This window comes from Enterobacter sp. 302C9 (genome assembly GCF_034106085.1).
Classification (GTDB): domain Bacteria; phylum Pseudomonadota; class Gammaproteobacteria; order Enterobacterales; family Enterobacteriaceae; genus Enterobacter; species Enterobacter asburiae_B.
In genome coordinates this window covers 42,202-63,304 of record NZ_JAWNBW010000007.1, presented here as the reverse complement: position 1 = coordinate 63,304, position 21,103 = coordinate 42,202, and the positions used below count along the sequence as shown (strand labels likewise).

Annotated in this window: 21 protein-coding genes; 15 read left to right on the top strand and 6 right to left on the bottom strand. The window is 53.9% G+C overall.

The window, feature by feature from the left end:
* Window positions 1-9: 9 nt before the first annotated feature.
* The gene (locus UR289_RS14640) at window positions 10-1,185 is read right to left on the bottom strand and encodes an efflux RND transporter periplasmic adaptor subunit (RefSeq protein ID WP_320710662.1); all 1,176 of its coding nucleotides are present in this window, start codon (window positions 1,183-1,185) and stop codon (window positions 10-12) included.
* A 336-nt stretch (window positions 1,186-1,521) separates the two neighbouring features.
* Between UR289_RS14640 and UR289_RS14635 the strand changes: the two genes are divergently transcribed.
* From UR289_RS14635 to UR289_RS14610, 6 genes are all read left to right on the top strand, one after another.
* Window positions 1,522-1,875: a helix-turn-helix domain-containing protein gene (locus UR289_RS14635; protein ID WP_320710661.1), complete on the top strand. Its 354-nt coding sequence runs from the start codon at window positions 1,522-1,524 to the stop codon at window positions 1,873-1,875.
* Between the two features lie 70 nt (window positions 1,876-1,945).
* Window positions 1,946-2,263 carry a YebG family protein gene (locus UR289_RS14630; RefSeq protein ID WP_320710659.1) on the top strand — a complete coding sequence of 106 codons (318 nt, stop codon included), beginning with the start codon at window positions 1,946-1,948 and terminating at the stop codon, window positions 2,261-2,263.
* Between the two features lie 139 nt (window positions 2,264-2,402).
* Window positions 2,403-2,618, top strand: a complete 216-nt coding sequence (locus tag UR289_RS14625; protein ID WP_320710658.1) for a DUF6500 family protein — start codon at window positions 2,403-2,405, stop codon at window positions 2,616-2,618.
* A gap of 1,512 nt (window positions 2,619-4,130) precedes the next feature.
* Complete coding sequence (locus tag UR289_RS14620; protein WP_320710656.1) at window positions 4,131-5,828, top strand: autotransporter outer membrane beta-barrel domain-containing protein; 1,698 nt, start codon at window positions 4,131-4,133, stop codon at window positions 5,826-5,828.
* A 414-nt stretch (window positions 5,829-6,242) separates the two neighbouring features.
* Complete coding sequence (locus tag UR289_RS14615) at window positions 6,243-6,887, top strand: molecular chaperone (protein ID WP_320710654.1); 645 nt, start codon at window positions 6,243-6,245, stop codon at window positions 6,885-6,887.
* A 226-nt stretch (window positions 6,888-7,113) separates the two neighbouring features.
* The gene (locus tag UR289_RS14610; protein ID WP_050595278.1) at window positions 7,114-7,722 is read left to right on the top strand and encodes a helix-turn-helix domain-containing protein; all 609 of its coding nucleotides are present in this window, start codon (window positions 7,114-7,116) and stop codon (window positions 7,720-7,722) included.
* Between the two features lie 89 nt (window positions 7,723-7,811).
* Here UR289_RS14610 and UR289_RS14605 read toward each other — a convergent pair whose 3' ends face one another.
* Both UR289_RS14605 and UR289_RS14600 read right to left on the bottom strand, forming a co-directional pair.
* Window positions 7,812-8,423 carry a helix-turn-helix domain-containing protein gene (locus tag UR289_RS14605; protein ID WP_080277771.1) on the bottom strand — a complete coding sequence of 204 codons (612 nt, stop codon included), beginning with the start codon at window positions 8,421-8,423 and terminating at the stop codon, window positions 7,812-7,814.
* 14 nt (window positions 8,424-8,437) lie between these two features.
* The gene (locus UR289_RS14600; RefSeq protein WP_087822476.1) at window positions 8,438-9,067 is read right to left on the bottom strand and encodes a helix-turn-helix transcriptional regulator; all 630 of its coding nucleotides are present in this window, start codon (window positions 9,065-9,067) and stop codon (window positions 8,438-8,440) included.
* A 353-nt stretch (window positions 9,068-9,420) separates the two neighbouring features.
* Here UR289_RS14600 and UR289_RS14595 point away from each other — a divergent pair, with 353 nt between their 5' ends.
* From UR289_RS14595 to clcB, 7 genes are all read left to right on the top strand, one after another.
* Complete coding sequence (locus UR289_RS14595; protein WP_064672400.1) at window positions 9,421-10,044, top strand: glutathione S-transferase family protein; 624 nt, start codon at window positions 9,421-9,423, stop codon at window positions 10,042-10,044.
* A 155-nt stretch (window positions 10,045-10,199) separates the two neighbouring features.
* A complete protein-coding gene (locus UR289_RS14590; protein WP_320710649.1) occupies window positions 10,200-10,937 on the top strand; it encodes a YoaK family protein in 738 nt (245 codons plus the stop codon).
* A 276-nt stretch (window positions 10,938-11,213) separates the two neighbouring features.
* Window positions 11,214-11,924: an osmoprotectant ABC transporter permease OsmY gene (gene osmY / locus UR289_RS14585; RefSeq protein ID WP_320710647.1), complete on the top strand. Its 711-nt coding sequence runs from the start codon at window positions 11,214-11,216 to the stop codon at window positions 11,922-11,924.
* A gap of 18 nt (window positions 11,925-11,942) precedes the next feature.
* On the top strand, window positions 11,943-12,842 hold the full coding sequence (gene osmX / locus UR289_RS14580; RefSeq protein ID WP_320710645.1) for an osmoprotectant ABC transporter substrate-binding protein OsmX: 900 nt from the start codon (window positions 11,943-11,945) through the stop codon (window positions 12,840-12,842).
* Between the two features lie 8 nt (window positions 12,843-12,850).
* Window positions 12,851-13,498, top strand: a complete 648-nt coding sequence (osmW, locus tag UR289_RS14575; protein ID WP_006808875.1) for an osmoprotectant ABC transporter permease OsmW — start codon at window positions 12,851-12,853, stop codon at window positions 13,496-13,498.
* Window positions 13,498-14,646, top strand: a complete 1,149-nt coding sequence (osmV, locus tag UR289_RS14570) for an osmoprotectant ABC transporter ATP-binding protein OsmV (protein WP_320710643.1) — start codon at window positions 13,498-13,500, stop codon at window positions 14,644-14,646. The genes osmW and osmV overlap by 1 nt, the downstream gene beginning before the upstream one ends.
* A gap of 102 nt (window positions 14,647-14,748) precedes the next feature.
* Window positions 14,749-16,059, top strand: a complete 1,311-nt coding sequence (gene clcB / locus UR289_RS14565; RefSeq protein ID WP_320710642.1) for a voltage-gated ClC-type chloride channel ClcB — start codon at window positions 14,749-14,751, stop codon at window positions 16,057-16,059.
* Here the strand turns inward: clcB and bioD are convergent.
* The 3 genes from bioD to UR289_RS14550 all read right to left on the bottom strand — a co-directional run bounded on the left by bioD (window position 15,994) and on the right by UR289_RS14550 (window position 19,067).
* Window positions 15,994-16,689, bottom strand: a complete 696-nt coding sequence (gene bioD / locus UR289_RS14560; protein WP_023311511.1) for a dethiobiotin synthase — start codon at window positions 16,687-16,689, stop codon at window positions 15,994-15,996. The genes clcB and bioD overlap by 66 nt on opposite strands.
* A gap of 130 nt (window positions 16,690-16,819) precedes the next feature.
* Entirely contained in the window at window positions 16,820-18,040 is a 1,221-nt protein-coding gene (gene mlc / locus UR289_RS14555; RefSeq protein WP_023311510.1) for a sugar metabolism global transcriptional regulator Mlc, read from the bottom strand.
* 94 nt (window positions 18,041-18,134) lie between these two features.
* Entirely contained in the window at window positions 18,135-19,067 is a 933-nt protein-coding gene (locus UR289_RS14550; RefSeq protein WP_232938178.1) for a LysR family transcriptional regulator, read from the bottom strand.
* 121 nt (window positions 19,068-19,188) lie between these two features.
* Between UR289_RS14550 and UR289_RS14545 the strand changes: the two genes are divergently transcribed.
* Entirely contained in the window at window positions 19,189-20,442 is a 1,254-nt protein-coding gene (locus UR289_RS14545; RefSeq protein WP_320710639.1) for an MFS transporter, read from the top strand.
* Between the two features lie 173 nt (window positions 20,443-20,615).
* Window positions 20,616-21,098, top strand: coding sequence for an Hcp family type VI secretion system effector (locus tag UR289_RS14540; protein ID WP_094935338.1), 483 nt, complete (start codon window positions 20,616-20,618; stop codon window positions 21,096-21,098).
* Window positions 21,099-21,103: the final 5 nt, after the last annotated feature.

Sequence of the window (21,103 nt, the reverse complement as noted above, 5' to 3'; positions counted from 1 at the left end):
GTCAAGGGATCAGTTGAGGGCGCTGGTGGCGGTCATGGCAACGGTTTTCGCGTTAACCGGCATCCCCGGCATAAACACTTTCTGTAAACCCTCGACGATGACTTTATCGCCAGGGTTCAGCCCCTGCCGCACGATGCGTAAACCCTCTGCCAGACGGCCCGGCGTAATGTCACGGCGCTGCGCTTTCCCCTCTTTATCGACGATATAAACGTACTTACGATCCTGATCGGTCAGCACCGCTTTGTCGTCGATAAGCGTGGCTTTGAACTCCGCGCTGCCCGGCAGGCGGACGCGGGCAAAAAGTCCCGGCGTGAACTGACGCTGGGCGTTATCCAGCAGCGCGCGCATGCGGATGGTGCCGGTACTTGGCGTCAGCTGATTATCAAGGAAGTCCACCTTGCCCTGATGGGGATAACCCTCCTCGCCCGTCAGGCCAATCTCAACCGGAAGCGCCGTGTGATTGCTGGACGCCCCCTGCCCGCTGCGGGCCAGATTCTGGTAGTGAAGGTAGGTCGACTCGTCCACGTCAAAGTAGACGTAAACCGTCTTCTGCGAGACCAGCGTGGTAAGAACGCTGGCGGTGTCGCCCGCGGTCACCAGGTTGCCGCTGGTGATCAGCGCCCGGCTGGCGCGACCGTCGATAGGCGCGGTGACTTTGGTGAAGTCCAGGTTGAGCTGCGCCGCGTCAACTGCCGCCTGCGCGGCACGGATATCGGCCTGCGCCTGAGTGGCGGCCGAACGACGCTGCTCCCACTCTTCACGGGAGACAACGTTGGTATTGACCAGCTTATCGGTACGGTTAGCCTCACTCTGCGCCAGGCTGGCCTGCGTTTTAGCTCTCGCCAGGTTCGCCTGCGCCTGTTCCAGCGCCGCGCGATAGGTTCGGTCATCAATCGTGAACAGCACCTCGCCCTTCTTCACTTCCTGGCCGTCGGTGTAATTCACTTTATCAATGTAGCCGGACACGCGCGGACGGAGCTGAACGCTCTCCACCGCTTCAATCCGGCCGTTAAAGCTATCCCACTGGCTAATGGATTTCACCACCACGTCAGCAGCGCTGACGGCGGGCGCAGGCGGCGCGGCGTTTTGCGCGACGCTGTTGTCGCATCCGACGAGCAGCACGGAGAGCAACATGACCCCCAGCGCGTTCAGATGAAAGTTACCCCAGGTTTTTTGCAGGCTCATTATTTTTATTCCGGTAATTGTCGCCGCCGGGCAAGACGCAGCAGGAGGCACTGCGCCACTTCCTTTGTCCGGTGGCTGTCTCAAGGCCATTTGTGTCGTTCATCGCCACAAAACTGTAACAGTTGCGAATACACTATCGCGGCGATTGTAGGAAGGCGTTTAACTAAGTGCAAGAATAATTGTTGCACTTTATGTGCTATTTGAGCGGATGTGAAAAGACCCGTTTCGGTCAGGGTTTTAAGTGCAACAATAAAACTTGCAATTATTACAAAAACGCGCCACCTTTTAATGCAACAGACAAAGATACTTTTTTACAGGCCGCGTGGGGGTAACCAGATGAACACTGGCGCATTTATGCATGATTTACTCGACTGGATCGATAACAACCTGGATAGCCGTCTGGACATTGAGTCCGTCGCCAGGCGATCCGGCTACTCGAAATGGCACCTCCAGCGCCTGTTCAAAGAGCATACGGGCTATCCCCTCGCCGGGTATATTCGCGCGCAAAAGCTGAAAAAATCGGTTGAGCGCCTAACCCGCAGCGATGAGCCGATTCTGAACGTGGCGATCGCGCTGGGCTTCGACTCCCAGCAGTCCTTCAACCGCAGCTTTAAGCGTCAGTATGGTCAGGCGCCCGGGGCGTGGCGGCGGAGCATGGTGGGCCCGGAATCGCAGCAGCTTTGCCAGTAATGCATATCTTGCTGCAACTTCTATCGGGAGCTGTTATACTGTATATAAATACAGTATAGCGAGGTGCACGATGGCTGTTGAAACAAAATTTGTTGTCGTAAGAAAAGGTGAAGAGAAAATGACATTTGCCAGTAAGAAAGAGGCTGACGCTCACGACAAGCTGCTCGATATGGCAGACGCGTTCACCGACTGGCTGTTGCAAAGCGGAATGCAAATGGATGAAACGCAGGCTGAAAATCTCGGCCTGTATCTCGCCGAGCAGAAAGAGACCGTGCAGCATATTCTGCGTACCAGCAAGCTTCCCGATGTCAATGCTCCAGCTGCAACGGATAAAACAGAATCCGATGCGGCTGACACGAAAAAAATCAGGGCCGTGAAAGCGGCCTGATTGCCAGAAAAATCATTACAGATCCCGGCGCCGTAAGCAGATAACTGCTTACGGCTTTTTTGCTGTCTGTTGGGATCCACTGCCGGTTGAGGGTAACAATGTCATTGTTTCATATTCAGAACATAAATAAGGAGATGACGTGCGCCAGGAAATGAAGGCGAAAATCATCAGGATCTGTGATTCAAAAATTGCCTCTAAGGGAAGCCACGTTGGGCTCTCGTTTTATGCTTTTTTTGCTAATAAAAATGACGATCCAGAACTGCTTATGGAAGTTGCGCACTGGTGGATTATGGAAATGAAACTCGATCATTTTGAAAAGGCAGAAAAGATCCGAAACCTCGCCTCAGCCCTGTAACACGCTAAAGCGGGATGGCCGGTGAGGACAGGACGCCAGCTTACACGTCAACTTTTCGTTCAAAGCAGAATTTTTTTCTGCTGCTGTCAGCTTTGCACCGTGAGTCCAAATGCTTAATGAGATCGCCCGGCGTTTAGCGCCTTCGGTGCCGAATCAGCTCTATCGCACCTGTCCGGGTTAATAAGAGATCCTGTAATGCGCTACGTAATAATAGATGCCGTTCAGTTTATTCTGAACAGCACTTTTTTTATTTTCGTTTTATTAAATAAAAGTTAACATTATTTAAGCATTATATTGCAATCATGTTATCAGGGAAAAGCCTGGGTAAGAACGCCTCATAAAAAACCTATTTATCAGTCGATTGCAACATCCACCTGATGTTTTGGGGATGAAAGTACTAAAGAGGACTATATTTTCGGAGTTTTTCTTTTTAATTGAACGTAAAATTTCTGAACTTTTTAGTTGGGCGCAATTAATAAAATTGCTCACCGCAATACATCGGTGCCATTTTTATGGCGAAATAGTCTCAAATCTCTTTGGTGCAATATGTCAAACATAACAAAACAGTTAGGTCGCTTTAAAGTCAGGGCGAATCCATTGAATATTCTGGTGCTTGGCGCGCTTTATTCATCAGGTATTTTTTCTACGCAAGCCATCGGTGAAACAAAGGATTTCACAGGGCAGACTGTAACTGATGGGGTATTGATAAACAATGCTGGTGACACCGTAAATATTAATGGCGGCAGCAAGATAAGCAATGCTAGTGATAAAAATAGTGTAACGATTGATCTTACTTCCGATCCTACAAAAGGGGCTACGCTTAATGTCAGTGGACAGGGCACCACGATTTCTGGCGGGAATATCGGTATAGATGTAGCCACCTCTAAAGGGAGTGTGGTTAACGTGACGGATAATGCGCAAGTTGACGGGCAGTTGCATGGTATCATGTTCCGAAACAATGTGGATGGTAAGTCGAATGCAACGCTAAAGGTCGAAAACGCGACCGTAACGGGGGGGAAATCTGCGATCTATGTCTGGGAATCAACCGGCGGTGGCAGTACCGTTGATATTTCCAACTCTGTGATTAAGACTGAGAAGGGTGTTTCCGGGGCTAATGCTCTGTTTATTTCGAGTGGTAGCACCGAGGTTCACGTTAGTAATAGCTCGATTACATCGGATGCCCGTGCAATCCTGACTAACGGTGACTTCTCTGGCATAGTTGATATAACTGACTCAACCCTTACTGCTGTTGAGGCTGGTATTAGAATGACACAAAATAACGGCAGTACTTTCAAGATTGCTAACTCCACTATCACTTCCGATGATACTGGTATTATGATTGGTTCATCTAATAAAAATACCAACATAACGCTGTCTAAAGGCTCAACAGTGAAAGGCAGTAAAAATGGAATCTTCGGAGATAGCGGCGGCGAAAATAATATCATCAATATTGATGGTTCCACGGTACTTTCTTCGGCCGGCAATGCTGTTTCATTAACAGGCGATTACACGTTGAACGTCAGCGCTAAGTCAACCATCGAAGGTGATAATGCCATTATCCTTAAAGGGGATACCACTGGCAGCACCGTCAACGTGAAAGATTCCACGGTGACCGGCAAAACCAATCTGCTGCAGATCTCCGGTACCAGCGCAGTGGATACGGTCGGTTTCAGCGGCTCTACCCTTTCCGGCGCCATCACCACCTCTTCAGGCGCTGACCAGTCGGTGAACATCGACAGCTCAGCCTGGACCGGTAGCGCCGGCAAAACCGGTACCGGCGCGCTGGCGCTGAATATCAGCAACGGCTCAACCTGGATCAACAACGCGGCCACGGATGTCAATGCCATCAGCCTGACCGGTGCCAGCAGCATCGTGATGGACGGCGGGAATATCCACACCGCAAGCCTGTCCGACAGCGCACCGACCACGCTGCTGGCGGCGGCCAGCCCGACGGCGTCCACCATTTACTCCACGTATAACGCGGAAACCGGTTCAGCCTTCGTGCTCACGGCCGACAAGGCCTCCGGCAGCTTTAATGCCGGCGTCACCTCCAGCTCCAGCGGTGCGGCGGGCGATATGACCGGCAACACCATTGTGCAGGTGACGGACGGTTCCGGTGCAACCTTCAACTCCATGCAGAGCGATGTCGGGGTTTACCGTTACGAATCACGCAGCGTGGCTAACGCAGACGGGTCAACCAGCGTGATCCTCGATAACATTACGCCAGAACCGACGCCAGACCCGGCCCCTGGCCCGAATCCGAACCCGGATTCACGCATGCTCTCAACCGCCGCGCAGGCTGTGGTGAATACCCGTGCGGCAGCGATGAGCATCTGGAGCGACGAACAGGATGTGCTGAACCGCCGTCTGGATAACGAGCGCCTCACCGGCAGCAGCGACGGCACGGTGAACGCCTGGGGCAGCTACTACGGCGGCTACCACCGTCAGCAGGTCGAGCAGACCAGTTCTGCCTACGATCAGACCAACAACGGCTTTATGTTAGGTGCTGACAAGCGTGTCGATATCGCGCCGGGCAACCTGCTGTTCGGTTTTGCCGCCACCCGCGGGTATTCGGATGTGAACATGCATGACGGCGGCAGTGCAGGTACAGATGTCGACAGCTACGGCGCCTCACTGTATACCTCACTGCGCCTGAACAACGGTCTGTTCTTTGATGCCAGCATCAAGGGCACGCACCTGAAAAACGACATCAGCGTGACGTCTCTGGACGGCGGTCATACCACCGGCGACTATAACAACAATGGCTTCGGCGGAGCTTTCAAAACGGGCTACCACAAGCAGTTTAATGCCTGGTATATCGAACCTTATGCCCAGATTTCTTATGCCCGCTATAACAGCGTCGACTACAAGCTGAAAAATGGCCTGCACACGAAAGATGACGGCAGCACCTCACTGGGTCTGGAAGGCGGTGTGAATGTCGGTACGGCGATGGCGCTGAACAATGGCACCGAGGTCCGTCCGTATGTGCATCTGGCCGTTGCGGGTGAAACCGAGAACAGCAACACCATGGACATCAACGGCGAAAAAATCAACGACAGCACCGACGGTTCACGCGGCATCGTTGGCCTGGGCGCGGATGTGAAACTCAGCAAAAACCTGAGCGGATGGGCCGGGGCGAACTATGCCAAAGGTCAGGATCACTACGAGTCTCCATGGCAGCTGAATGCCGGTGTCAGCTACACCTGGTAATTTAATGGCAGGAGCGAAAACCGGGCATAATGTTATGCCCGGTTTTTTTTACGAAAAGCCTGCAAGGATAACTTCATATTACAAAGGCTTTAGCATGGCACAAAAGGTAACGCGTTTCTGCGCAGTCAGCTTTCTCCCCCGCCCCTGCCGCCCTCACCTCAGAAACCCATTGCAATCCAGCAACCAAAGAGCCCTGCCTGCAGATACATCAGGTTGGTTCATAAACACGGTTTTATGATAATAGTGGACAAATAAAGAAATTTTGTCTGATGTAACAATTAGAACACAATCCTTTTAAGGACTTACCAAAAAAGACTTTTTTTATCTTCGCCAGTATCATCTTTTAAGATCTGCAAGGAGCTCCAGATAATAATATTACGGAGTTTGTTTCAATTAATTATTGTGGAGTCAGGATTGAAAGCCACATTACCTATATTAACTGGCTGCGTTGCAATTGCCCTCATTCATAATACCTCCGACACTGTCGATTTCCGCGGCACCCGTTTTTTAGATAAAGCAGCAAAAAAAGAAGTTTCAGTAATCGTGCGCAACCCGTTCAGTGCACCGTATTTAATTGAGGCGGTAGTGAAAAATCTTAACAACGACGTGCACAAATCCCCCCACCTCATCATTCTTCCCTTCTGTCACCAGGAAGGCGGTAAAGAGAACCTAAAGCGCCTTGTTATTGCAGGCACGCTTTCCCAGGTTAAAGAGTCGATGTACAGGCTTCGCGTCAAGGCGATTCCGTTTGCGTCTAAGGAAAATAAGACGCTACAGATTGCCGCCGCGACCAGTATCAAACCCATCTATCGCCCTGACGCGCTAAAAGATGCCCACGTTGAAAAACAGAGCGATAAACTCAAGTGGCATGTTACAGGCGAGCGGTTTGAAGGACTTTCTTATGAGGCCTACAGCGGCGGGAGAACAGGGATTATCGATACTGCCTCAGCAGTTGGCACGCCGACCTTTAAAATTCATACACATACTGTGAGTATGGCCTCTGGCAACATACCCGGTACAATCAGTCCTGTTATTACCATGTCATTTGCATACAACTGAGGACGAGCTGCGTACGCAAAACCGCTATCGGAAGGCGGTTTCATGTTTGTTTTTTCTCACAAGGATGTCCAGATGAAGCTAATCCTCCAACCCCATATTCTGTTCAGAGCCTTATCAACCTCCTGACTGATTGTATCGATACGTTCTGATTCGGAATTTTTATCATCTTTTCAACAAACTCTTCTATCATACATTAACAATTATAATTTTTTTGGTAGCCATAAGTATGAAACCTGAAACACATTTCAATACCCTGATCGAGGCAGCCTCTGACACCAGGCGGATCCAGAGTGGTAAGCCACGCCAGCTCATTTCGCTGGAGAAGAAAACCGAGCCAGTAACGTTTATCCTGCATGAGGGAGTCGTTGCGATATACCGAAGCAGCGATCGGCTTCTAATCAAATACATCAAAGCCCCAATGATTACTGGCATGAACGAATTAATTGACACCAACGCCGACATTTTTATAAAGGCCTACAGAAATGTTAGCTATGAGATCCTGCCCACAAAAGAGATGCTTGACGTCATCAGTACGAAGGGATTATGGAAAGAGGCCGCATACTGTTATATGTATGCCGTCCGGCAATTGCTGGTCGCCCACTACTCATCCGTCGGGCTCTCCACCTATGAGTTGATACGACTGAATTTGATTGCCCTGATGAATGAAGATGAAGCGCTGAGTGGTCATGTCAACGTCAGTGATTATATTCTCGAAAAAACCCGACTTTCACGCAGTCGTGTTATGAAAATACTGGGCGATTTGCGTATCGGTGGTTATATTGAGATCAATCGAGGTATTCTGATAAAAATTAATAAATTGCCTGAAAAATATTAAGCGCTTTTAACGGATAATTGACACAGGTCCGTTATATCTGACAAACAATACCGGGGGATAAATTACCTGACGTAAGTACAGCTGCCGCATCACAGCGGCGGCTGGAGCTTTTGTATCGCTTTGCGCAGTTGCAGATCATTCTTGACCCCCAGCTTAAACATAATCTTTCGCTTATGGGTACTGATCGTTTTCTGACTTCGAAACATTTCACGTGATAATTCAATCCCGGTTTTACCGCTTTTCAGGCCAATAAGTACTTTTTTTTCTGCATCGGTAAAAATCATACCGTCGGTTATATTATTCTCCTGCTCCTGCAGTCGCAGGAAGTGAGCACTGATATAACGTTGTTTTTTCATACTGTGTTTTATTAGCTCACGCAGTTCCAGCAGACGTTCATCCACACAAAGCAGTGAACACCGGTATGACCTCATGAGCTGATGCGCCAGCTTCTCCTGACATGCAGAGAGCATAACCAGAGCAGTTCCTTCACCTGACCGGCAGAGACTTTCGTACTCCGCGGCGGAGATATCAGTAAGCGTGTCATATGCGGTGAAATCAAGCAAAGTCAGGTGCGCGTTATCATGCCGTGTAAGTTCATATTTCCAGTCAGGGTTTTGTTCGCGAAAAGCCTTCAGGCTGGATATAAACCCGTTCAGTAGAGTCGGATGAACCACACGGGAACAAACAGTAAAAGTAAACATAGTTCTCCAGATGTTCAGACTGAATAAATCTGATCCAAACGGTTAAGCAGATCCAGCCAACTGGCTGACTTTTGCAGGCTCAGACGTAACCGGATGTTTTGTTTATGGGTGAAGACCGTTTTATATCCCATATGGCGCAGACTGGCGATCTCATAGGCACTCAGACCTCGGGCGCAGTCGATAAGAATATTCAGTTCAGAGTGTGTGAGCCTATTTTTTCTATTCATGTTATTTATTAGCGGGGAGCGTAAAGGCAAATATCCTGAACTGAAATTTTTGGATAACATACGCTGAGCGAGTTCTTCTTCCAAATAATTTTCGCAGAGTAGCGTCTGTACACCAAGCTCGTACATCAGTCTGATAAGCAGGTCATCCCGTTTTGCGACCCAGACGATAATTTCTTTTCCCTGCATTATCAGATGATGAATTATCCGCAATAGAGAATATATTTCTTCACCGGCACCACTAACGCCTGCAGCGAATAAAGACGTTTGATCATTAAAAGGGGGCACCTCCTCTATTAGCGCGTCTGGTTCAATCACTAACAGAGAGCCATTGACGGCCTGGATGCTGTTTTTGGCCGCATTGCGAAACAGTGGCCGAGGTTCATAAAGTATAATTTCTGTTATTTTTTGCTGTAACATCGTATCATTTATAAATATAAGTCAATATAGATAATATTAGATAAACATGCTGCAATATTGGAGTGGTTTTGTGTCCAATAAAGGATGTCAATTGCAGATAATTATTTTCCAGGGGATTCCTGGGGCGGAATTTATTTTTTTCGGCAGGAAAACGATGATCGCTGGCTTTGTACCATCGACAACTCCTGCGGTACGAGCGCGGCGCAGTTGTCTGAGACAGCAAAAAGATAGGCATCCGCCGGAAGGGGTCGATTGGGCAAGACAGTACATCCCACTAAATTTTGCCCCAACCTTCCCCGCGCAACTGGTGTATTGTTTTTAGACAATTCATTCCTCTAAAGGACACCTGCGCAATGATCACCATCCTCGGCAAAACCACCTCCATTAACGTTCGTAAAGTGCTCTGGACCTGCGAAGAAGCAGGCCTCGAATATCTACAGGAAGATTACGGCAGCGGTTTTGCCTCAACGGAAACGGAGGCCTTCCGCGCGCTGAATCCCAACGCCATGGTGCCGGTGCTGATCGATGACGATTTCGTGCTGTGGGAATCTAACGCCATCTGCCGTTACCTGGCGCGCAAGGCCGGACGTCACGATCTGCTGCCCGCAGAACCGCAGGCCTGCGCCAACGTCGAGCGCTGGATGGACTGGCAGGCGACCGAATTTAACAACGCCTGGCGCTATGTCTTCCCGGCGCTGGGGCGTAAAAACCCGGACTTTAACGATCCTGAACGTATTGCGGCGGGAATAAAAGAGTGGAACCACTGCATCACCATCCTGGAAATCCAGCTGCAGCGCACCGGCGCCTTTGCGGCGGGCGAGACGTTTACCCTTGCGGACGTGGTGCTTGGGCTGTCGGTGAATCGCTGGAAAATGACGCCCTTTGATAAGCCCGACGTGCCCGCGATTGAGGCCTGGTTTGAACGCCTTAACCAGCGACCGGCGTTTTTGCGTCACGGAAATAACGGCATGATTTAAAGTATTCTCGACCCCATTTTGAGTAAGGATATTTTAATTAATTACTAAACCCTGAAAGTCGTCAGAGGGAATAATAATTAAGCCATATCCTGGACAGCCCGTTGCGCCGCTTTGCTAGCCTGAATATTCAGGCAAAGCTCAATCTGGAGGTATTCTTGCTGATTAGACTCAAGAAAGAACGAACGCATAAGGAGGATCGCCGGCTTGCTCTCTGGCTGGCGACCTCGGCAGGTTTGCTGAATGCCATCGCTCTCGGGGCATTTGGTTTTTTCCCCTCACACATGACCGGCAACACCTCACAGTTATCGAGCGAAGTCTCTTCCACCGATCTGAGCGATATGATTTTCTTCGGCTCGATTATTCTCTCTTTTGTCGCAGGCGCCATTATTGCGCGCATGATTGTGATATGGGGCATTATTCATAACGTCAGGCTGGTTTTTTGCCAGATCCTGTTTGTCGAAGGGTTATTACTGACCGGCGTCTCCTTCTACGAGATGTATTTTCATGCCCTCACCAGCAACCGCGTGATTATTCTTTTTCTGTGCGGACTAATGGGCATTCATAACTCCACCTCCACGCAGCTTTCCGGCGGGCGGGTGAGATCAACGCACATTACCGGCACGCTGACGGACGCGGGGATATCCCTGGCCTCGGTACTGGTGGCGATGCTGCGCAGGGATTACTCCAAAGATACGGCGGCGCAAAAAAGCCAGCTGAAAACCCACTTAACCACCCTTTTCTCGTTTATTTCGGGCGGTATCGCGGGGCTGCTGCTGTTCAGATGGATCGGGTTTAACGCCATGCTAGCGCTCGGGTTGATGCTCGCCGTGGTCGCTATCGTTTCAATTATCTCCGTCTCGACGCGGGTTCGACGGGTTCGTGCCTCTCTGTGAAGATAAAGTCTGATATCCGGCGTATGAGCTCTTTAGATGTGACACCGTCACATCTAAAAATTCGCTTTAGGACTATTCTGCCTGACCCTCAATCAGCCCTTATGCCATAAGGCTTAACCCAAGGTTGTCACTGTTTTCATAGGATTACTGATTTTACCCCTTCGCTGGAACCCTTCCCAAACGCTTGCTATAGGTGAAATACCCCTGCCGAAACATGGCATAACAACAGGCAACCGGTGGTTGCTATAACGCATGCGCACAGGGAGACACACCGCAATGCACCCATTACTCAAACGTTCGCTGCTGTTTATCGGCGCCATTATCGTGGTCCTCGCCCTTCTCGTCTGGGGTATCGGGATGGAGACGATAAAGGCGCGCCAGGTTGACCTGGTCTATCTCGGGCAACAGCACATGATTCTGGTTTTCTCGTCGATGTTTTTTGCCCTGCTGGTGGGTATTCCAGCCGGTATTCTGCTGAGCCGCCCGGTCGCGCGGGGTATCGCCGAATATGTGATGCAAATCTTCAACGTCGGCAACACGCTCCCGCCGCTGGCCGTACTGGCGCTGGCGATGGTGGTGATTGGCATCGGCGATACGCCCGCCATCATCGCCCTGTTCCTCGCCTCGCTGCTGCCGATCGTGCGCAATACCTACGCCGGGCTGTGCTCGGTCCCGCCGTCGCTGCTGGAAGCGGCAAACGGCATCGGGATGACCAAATGGCAGCGTCTGCGTCAGGTTGAGCTGCCAGCCGCCTGGCCGGTCATGCTCTCGGGGATCCGCATCGCCACCGCCATTAACGTCGGTACCGCGCCGCTGGCTTTCCTGATTGGCGCCAGCAGCTACGGCGAGCTGATTTTCCCCGGTATCTACCTGAACGATTTCCCGACCCTGATCCTCGGCGCGGCGGCCACCGCCCTGTTCGCCCTGATCCTCGATACCCTGCTGGCGGCGCTGGGTCGCGCGATGAGTCCCCATCTCGCTCGATAACTATAACAAGGAGCTTTTATGAGACTGTTTTCCGGCCTGACGGCGCTGTGTGTCGCGGCGCTGTTCACCAGCCAGGCGATGGCGGCCCCGCTGATTCTGGCGACCAAGAGCTTTACCGAGCAGCATATTCTCTCGGCGATGACCGTGCAGTACCTGCAAAAGAAAGGTTTTCAGGTCCAGCCGCAAACCAACATTGCCACGGTGATCTCCCGCAACGCGATGATCAACAAGCAGATTGACATGACCTGGGAGTACACCGGCACGTCCTTGATCATCTTTAACCACATCAACAAGCGCATGTCGCCGCAGGAGTCTTATGAGACGGTGAAACGCCTGGACGCGAAGCACGGTCTGGTCTGGCTCAAGCCCGCCGACATGAACAACACCTACGCTTTCGCCATGCAGCGCAAGCGCGCCGAGGCGGAACACATCAACACCATGTCAGAGATGGTGGCGAAGATTGAGCAGATCCGTAAAACCAACCCGGACAAAAACTGGCTGCTGGGATTAGACCTGGAGTTTGCCGGGCGCAGCGACGGCATGAAGCCGCTGCAGGCGGCCTACAAGATGGATCTGGACCGCCCGCAAATCCGTCAGATGGACCCCGGTCTGGTCTATAACGCGGTGCGCGACGGCTTCGTTGACGCCGGTCTGATTTACACCACCGACGGGCGCGTAAAAGGCTTCGACCTCAAGGTGCTGGAAGATGATAAAGGCTTCTTCCCGAGCTACGCGGTGACGCCGGTGGTGCGTAAGGACACGCTGGAGGCGAACCCCGGTCTGGAACAGGCGCTCAACACCCTCTCGGCGCAGCTCAACAACGACGTTATCACCGAGCTGAACAAGAAGGTGGATATCGACCATCAGTCACCGCAGCAGGTCGCCCGCGATTTCCTGCGTAGCAAACAGCTGCTGTAGGAGGCGCTATGGAGACGATTCACTACATTCTCGACAACTGGGATTACCTCTTAACCCTCACCCTTCAGCACCTGTGGCTGGTGGCGCTGGCCGTAGGTTTAGCCATCATCATCGGCGTACCGCTGGGCATTCTGATTGTCCGCCATAAGTGGCTGGCAACGCCGGTGCTGGGGATTGCTACCATCGTGCTGACCATTCCGTCCATCGCCCTGTTTGGGCTGATGATCCCGCTGTTTTCGCTGATCGGTCAGGGTATTGGCGCCCTGCCCGCAATTACGGCGGTGTTTCTCTACTCGCTGCTGCCGATTGTGCGTAATACCCATACGGCGCTCGACAGCCTGCCGCCGGGCCTGCGCGAAGCCGGGCGCGGCATCGGCATGACCTTCTGGCAGCGGCTGCGCTGGGTTGAAATCCCGATGGCGCTGCCGGTGATTTTCGGCGGGATCCGCACCGCAGTGGTGATGAATATCGGCGTGATGGCGATTGCCGCCGTAATCGGCGCGGGCGGGCTGGGCCTGCTGCTGCTCAACGGCATCGGCGGAAGCGATATTCGCATGTTGATTGCGGGCGCGCTGATGATTTGTCTTTTAGCAATTGTGCTCGACTGGCTGCTGCACCGTCTGCAGGTGGTTCTGACTCCAAAGGGGATTCGATAATGATAAAACTGGAAAACCTCACCAAACAATTTTCACAGAAGCACGGCCAGTCCTTTAAGGCCGTCGACAACGTTAACCTGACCGTACCCGAAGGGGAAATGTGCGTCCTGCTCGGCCCCTCCGGCTGCGGGAAGACCACCACCCTCAAGATGATTAACCGCCTCATTACCCCAAGCAGCGGGACAATCCTGATCAGCGGTGAAGACACCAGCGGGATGGACACCGTCACCCTGCGCCGCAACATTGGCTACGTTATCCAGCAGATTGGCCTGTTCCCGAACATGACCATCGAAGAGAACATCACCGTCGTGCCGCGCATGCTGGGCTGGGATAAAGCGCGCTGCAAAACCCGCGCCGAAGAGCTGATGGATATGGTGGCGATGGATCCGCATAAGTTCCTCAACCGCTACCCGCGCGAGATGTCCGGCGGCCAGCAGCAGCGTATCGGCGTGATCCGCGCCCTGGCGGCGGATCCTCCGGTACTGCTGATGGATGAACCCTTCGGCGCGGTGGACCCGATCAACCGCGAGGTGATCCAGAACCAGTTCCTGGAGATGCAGCGCAAGCTGAAAAAAACCGTCATGCTGGTCAGCCACGATATCGACGAAGCCCTGAAGCTCGGCGACCGTATTGCGGTGTTCCGTCAGGGGAAAATCGTGCAGTGCGCCAGCCCGGATGAGCTGCTGGCGAAACCGGCGAACGAGTTTGTCGGCTCGTTTGTCGGTCAGGACCGGACGCTGAAGCGTCTGCTGCTGGTATCGGCGGGCGACGTCACCGACCAGCAGCCGACCATTACGGTGCGGGGCTCTACTCCACTTCCCGAAGCCTTTGCGACCATGGATGATAATGACATTCGTGCCGTTACGGTGGTCGACGAGCACGGCAAACCGCTGGGCTTTGTTAAGCGTCGCGAAGCGCGTAACGCCAGCGGTACCTGCGCCGACATTCTCCATCCGTTCCGCATGACCGGCAAGGCGGAAGACAACCTGCGCGTGGTGCTTTCACGTCTGTATGAGAGTAATACCAGCTGGATGCCGATCGTGGATGAGGACGGTCGCTACAACGGCGAGATTTCGCAGGATTACATTGCCGAGTACCTGAGTTCAGGGCGTACGCGTCGGGCGCTGAATATTCATAGCGACAGCTAACCTTTCTGGCCGGGCATCGCCCGGCTTTTTCGCACGCAGACCTTTTGCTAACCCCGCGATTTCCCGCCACAATATCGTATCGTCCCCGTTAAAACGCGACCCATGCAACGTCTTCATACCTACCCCGACATCCGCGCGATGTTTCGTCGTCTGCTGATTGCCACCGTCACCGGCGTGCTGGCCGCGCTGGCCGTTGCGGTATTCCGCCACAGCATGTACCTGCTGGAGTGGCTGCTTCTCAGCAACGACAGCGGCAGCCTGGTGAATGCGGCCGCGTCGCTCTCGCCCTGGCGGCGCGCATTAACGCCCGCGCTGGGTGGGCTGGCCGCCGGACTGCTGCTCTGGGGTTGGCAGCGTCTGACCGCGCAGCGGCCTCATGCTCCCACCGATTACATGGAAGCGCTGGAGACCGGAGACGGCCAGTTTGACTACGGCGCCAGCCTTGTGAAATCCCTTGCCTCGCTGCTGGTCGTGGCCAGCGGAAGCGCCATCGGGCGTGAAGGGGCGATGATCCTGCTTGCCGCCCTCGCCGCCTCCCTTTTCGCCCGGCGCTTTACGCCCAAATCCGAATGGAAATTATGGATAGCCTGCGGTGCCGCCGCCGGGATGGCCAGCGCCTATCATGCGCCCTTAGCCGGAAGCCTGTTCATCGCGGAAATTCTGTTTGGCACGCTGATGCTGGCCTCGCTCGGCCCCGTGGTGATTGCGGCGGTGGTGGCGCTTCTTACGACGCAGCTCCTGGCTCCGGGCGCGGGTACGCTTTACGCGGTCCATCTGAGCGGCCTCCTTACCGCGGCCGATTATGCTCTTCTCGTCGCGATGGGGCTGGTGGCGGGCCTCTGCGGACCGCTGCTGATGTGGCTGATGGACGTCAGCCACGGGCTTTTCCTGCGCCTCAACCTTTCGCCGCCGTGGCAGCTGGCGCTGGGCGGTGCGATCGTCGGGCTGCTGTCTCTTCTCACGCCGAAGGTGTGGGGGAATGGCTACAGCGTGGTTCAGGCTTTTCTGCTCGCCCCGCCGCTGCTGACGGTCATTGCCGGGGTGTTTGTTTGTAAACTGCTGGCGGTACTGGCGAGCAGCGGATCGGGCGCGCCCGGAGGGGTGTTTACGCCCACGCTGTTTGTCGGTATGGCAACAGGAATGCTGTTCGCGCAGCTTTTCGCGCTGTGGCTACCGGGCTCTGAGACGGCGATTTTGCTGGGGCTGGCGGGAATGGCAACGCTACTTGCCGCGACCACGCATGCGCCCATTATGTCGGCGCTGATGGTCTGTGAAATGACCGGGCAGTATTTTTTACTGCCCGGCCTGCTGGTCGCCTGCGTGGTGGCGTCCGTGCTGTCGCGGACGTTACGCCACGACTCGGTCTACGGTCAACACGCCACCGAGGGCAGAGAGATCGATGTACTGCGCTAGCTCGCGCTGCTCGGCGCGGGGCAGATAAGGCAGTTCACCCACCAGCGGCCCGGGCAGCTTTTTGCTCAGCACGTCGATGATCTCGGCGTAGTGCGCCAGGCCCGGGTTGATGCGGTTTGCTACCCAGCCAATCAGCGGCAGGCCGTCATTGGCGATCGCCTGCGCCGTCAGCAGCGCGTGGTTGATGCACCCTTCCTGGATACCCACCACCATTACCACCGGAAGCTGTTCCTGTACGACCCATTCGGACAGCGGGCGCAAATCATTCATCAGGCTGCGCCAGCCGCCCGTCCCTTCCACAACCACGTGGTCAACCTTCTCGCTCAGGTTCGCCAGTCCGTCGGACAACAGGGGATAATTAATCAGGCCGCTGTGCGCTACGCTGCTCTCCTCTTCGCTTAACGCAATGGGATTGACCGCGTGATAAGGCAGTTCCAGCGACGAGACGCTTTGCAGCACCAGGGCGTCTTTATTACGCAATCCCTCTGGCGTCTCTTTACTCCCTTTTGCGACCGGTTTGTACCCTGCCACGCGTTTACCGCTTGCTGCCAGCGCCTGCAGCAATGCGCGGGATACGACGGTCTTGCCGACAGAGGTATCTGTACCAGTAACAAAGAAACGCTTAAGCATGACTCACTCCACCTCTTGGGTATGCTTCGAAAATATAAACCAGGTAAATAATTCAGTGGAGGAAGTCTACGGGATGCGTGCGCTACCCGGCTTGAGATAGCGCAATTTTTCTTACATCTGCGGAAAAGAGTTAACCCTGCAGCAGGCGGATCAACAGCGAGCCGTTATACATGGCATCTTTGACCAGCGCCGCGCCGGCCATGGTTCCCTGGTTGGAAAACTGGGTGCTTTCTACCGCAATATTTTTGCTGTAGGCGGGAAGCGACTGCTGATGGATGCAGGCCGAAATCGCCGGGAAGAGGATCTCCGCCGCCTGGCTCAGCGGTGAGCCAATAAGGATTTTTTGCGGATTGAAGAGGTTCACCATAATGGCCAGTATACGGCCAACGTTATTCCCCACGCCGGTAATAATGTCCTTAGCCAGCAGATCGCCCTGGCGCGCGGCGGCGCAGAGGGAATCCACCGTCAGGGGTTGGCCGTGCAGCGAAGAGCTCATGGACTGGCTGAGCCTGACCTGCGCCAGCTCCAGCACGCTTTCCACGCTGGCAATGGTCTCCAGACAGCCGTGGTTTCCGCAGTAGCAGCGCTTGCCGTACGGGTCGACCTGGGTATGACCGATTTCCACCAGGCTACTGCTCCCGGCGTGGAGAAGACGTCCGTCGGTAATCACGCCCGCCCCAACGTTATGGTCGATGACCACCTGAATCACATCCCGCGCGCCGCGCGACGCGCCAAACAGCGCTTCCGCCATTGTCCAGGCGCTGATGTCATGCTGGATATAGACCGGTACGCCGGTATGGTTTTTCAGCACCTCGCCCAGCGGCATCTCTTTGACATCGTCGTAAAACGGCATGCGGTGAACAATACCGTTTTCGGTATCAATAATGCCCGGCATGGTGATGGCAATCGCCGTTAAGCGTTCAAGCCGCTGCTGATGGCGGATAAAGAAGTGATCGATATGCGAGACAATCGCGTCGAGGAGCGGTTCCTCCGCGTTGAGCGGCAGTTCAAGCCGGTCTTCCACCACCAGCTTGCTGCTCAGGTCGCGCAGCGCAAGGAAGATCTCCCCCCGGCTGATGCGCAGTGACAGGTAGTGCCAGGCTTCCGTTTCAACCACCAGCCCGACAGCAGGACGACCGCGGCTGCCCGGCTCCTGAATTTCCGTCTCCTGAACCAGGTGCGCTTCCAGCATCTCGCGGACAATCTTGGTGATACTGGCAGGTGCCAGTTGTGCCAGGCGCGAAAGATCGATACGCGAAACCGGACCAAGCTGATCAATCAGGCGATACACCGCGCCAGCGTTGGTCTGCTTAATCTGATCGATATGCCCTGGCTGACTATCAGCAACCACCTCGTACTCCCTTATTTTCGAGCTTCGAAATAAACTGTTTGCTATGGTGAAGCACTTGCATGGCCGTCGTCAAATATTTACTTAGCCATGTGATTTACCGCACATTTTTACCCTCTTTTGCGTGAAAATGCCGCCCGGCAGAGGCGCTGATTAGCTGCTGTTTGAAGCGCTGTGCGGCGTGGCTCTGTTCACGGTGTTTTGACCACACCAGCCACATTTCGGAAACGGCATCCTCTTCGGCGATGGTCACCCAGCGCATTTCGCGCAGCTGCACCCGCTTAAAGGAGGCCGGAAGAATAGACACGCCCAGACCGGCCGCGACCAGGCCGATAATGGTCATCGCTTCCCCTACCTCCTGAGTGATGACCGGGGCAAGATCGTAGCGGCGCATCAGCCCCAGGATATCGTCATACAGACCCGTCCCGACCTGCGGGTCAAAAAAGACAAAGGGCTCTTTTGCCAGCTCTGCCAGCGACACCTCCGGACGCGACGCCAGCGGGTGATCGTGCGGGATCATAGCCATCAGCGGTTCGCGCAGGATCACCTCCCACGCCAGCGTGTCCGGCAGCTGGGTGTTACGCATCAGCCCCAGATCCAGCGAACCCTCATTCAGCGGCGCAATCTGCTCGCGAGTGTTGATTTCGCGCGTCTGAATGTGAACATCCGGAAAGTGGCGACGAAATGACGATAGGGTCTCCGAGACGGCGCTGATAAACGGCGCGGACGAGGTAAACCCGATCCGAAGCTCTCCGGCTTCCCCGAGATAGAGCCGTTCTGCACGGGCGGCGGCGTCATCGACCATGCTCAGAATTTGTCGGCTGTCGATCAGGAACTGTTTACCCGCCGCCGTCAGGCTCACGCTGCGGTTGGTGCGGGCCAGAAGGCGCGCCCCGACCTGCTGCTCCAGGATCTGAATCTGCTGGCTTAACGGTGGCTGAGAGATATTCAGCCGTGCCGCCGCGCGGCCAAAATGCAGCTCCTCGGCGACGGCGACAAAGTAGCGAAGATGACGCAGCTCGATATTCATATTTTTAAAGTATCATTTGAGATTATTAATATATTAGACAGAATATTTACATTTTCCTACCCTGAACAGGTGGTCATACCCGTCACCAGAAATCACGGGGATGTTTAAGCAAGGAAATTGTGTGAGCCGTACAACGACTATTGATATCGATCCGGCAAGAGATATCGATGATTTACCCGCAGCACCGCAGCCGGTCCAGTTCATTAAACGTGGTACCCCCCAATTTATGCGCGTCACGCTGGCGCTCTTTTCCGCCGGTCTGGCGACCTTCGCCCTGCTCTATTGCGTTCAGCCGATCCTGCCCGTTCTCTCTCATGAGTTTGGCGTATCGCCTGCCAGCAGCAGCGTTTCGCTCTCTGTTTCTACCGGCATGCTGGCGATTGGCCTGCTCTTTACCGGGCCGCTGTCCGACGCCATTGGCCGTAAACCGGTGATGGTAACCGCGCTGATGCTGGCGTCGGTCTGTACGTTACTCTCGACCATGATGACCAGCTGGCACGGTATTCTGGTGATGCGCGCGCTGATTGGGCTCTCGCTCAGCGGCGTGGCGGCGGTCGGGATGACCTACCTCAGCGAGGAGATCCACCCGAGCTTTGTTGCTTTCTCTATGGGGCTTTACATCAGCGGGAACTCGATTGGCGGAATGAGCGGCCGCCTGCTGAGCGGGGTGTTTACGGACTTCTTTAACTGGCGTATTGCGCTGGCGGTAATCGGATGTTTTGCGCTGGCATCAGCGCTGATGTTCTGGAAAATCCTGCCGGAATCGCGTCATTTCCGGCCGACATCGCTGCGCCCGAAAACGCTGTTTATCAACTTCCGCCTGCACTGGCGCGACAAAGGGCTCCCGCGCCTGTTTCTGATCGGCTTCCTGCTGATGGGCGCCTTCGTCACGCTGTTTAACTATATTGGCTACCGCCTGATGCTCTCGCCGTGGCATCTGAATCAGGCCGTTGTCGGTTTGCTTTCTGTGGCCTATCTCACCGGCACGTGGAGCTCGCCGAAAGCCGGGGCGATGACCGCACGCTATGGACGCGGGCCGGTACTGCTGGTCTTCACGGGCGTGATGTTACTCGGCCTGCTGCTGACGCTATTATCCTCGCTGTGGTTCATCTTTGCCGGGATGCTGCTCTTCTCCGCCGGGTTTTTCGCCGCCCACTCGGTCGCCAGCAGCTGGATTGGCCCGCGCGCGCGTCGCGCCAAAGGCCAGGCATCATCGCTGTATCTGTTCAGCTATTACCTGGGCTCCAGCATCGCCGGGACCCTCGGCGGCGTGTTCTGGCATAACTACGGCTGGAACGGCGTGGGCGGGTTTATCGCACTGATGCTGTGCGCGGCGCTGCTGGTGGGGAGAAGCCTGCATCAGCGTTTGAAATAAACAAACGCTATCCCCCGCATATCAGCTAATGTACGGGGGAGCGTTTCTCATGTTAGCAAAATTTAATTCAGTATTAAGTAAAACGAATTCATTATAACCATTTTGTGCATTCAGCTCTCTTCCCTCTCTCTGTAAGCTCATCGACTTCATCGTATGAAAAGAGGGATTTTAAAATGGCCATTCCAGGCAATATGTGGTTGTTCGATGACGGTGGTGCGCTTATCAAAGGCGGTTGTGATGTGCAGCACAGGGAATACAGCATTGAGTTCAAAGGATTTCACCACAATCTTTCGACTCCGACCGATAACCTGACGGGTAAACCTACGGGTAAACGCATCCACTCCCCAATGATGATCGTAAAGGAATTCGATTACTCATCACCCTATCTCTATAAAGCGGTCGCTACTGGTCAGGCCCTGCAAAAAGCCGAACTCAAGTTCTACAAGATTAATGACGCAGGTCTTGAAGCGGAGTATTTCAATATTCTTCTGGAAGGCGTGCGGATTGTTTCAGTATCACCTGCAATGGCCTCGCCGGGCGACACCAATAACAACCACCTCGAAACGGTTGAATTGCGCTATGAGAAAATTACGTGGAAACATAACGACGGCAATATCATTTTCTCTGACGCATGGAATGAACGGGCGACAGCGTAACTGGG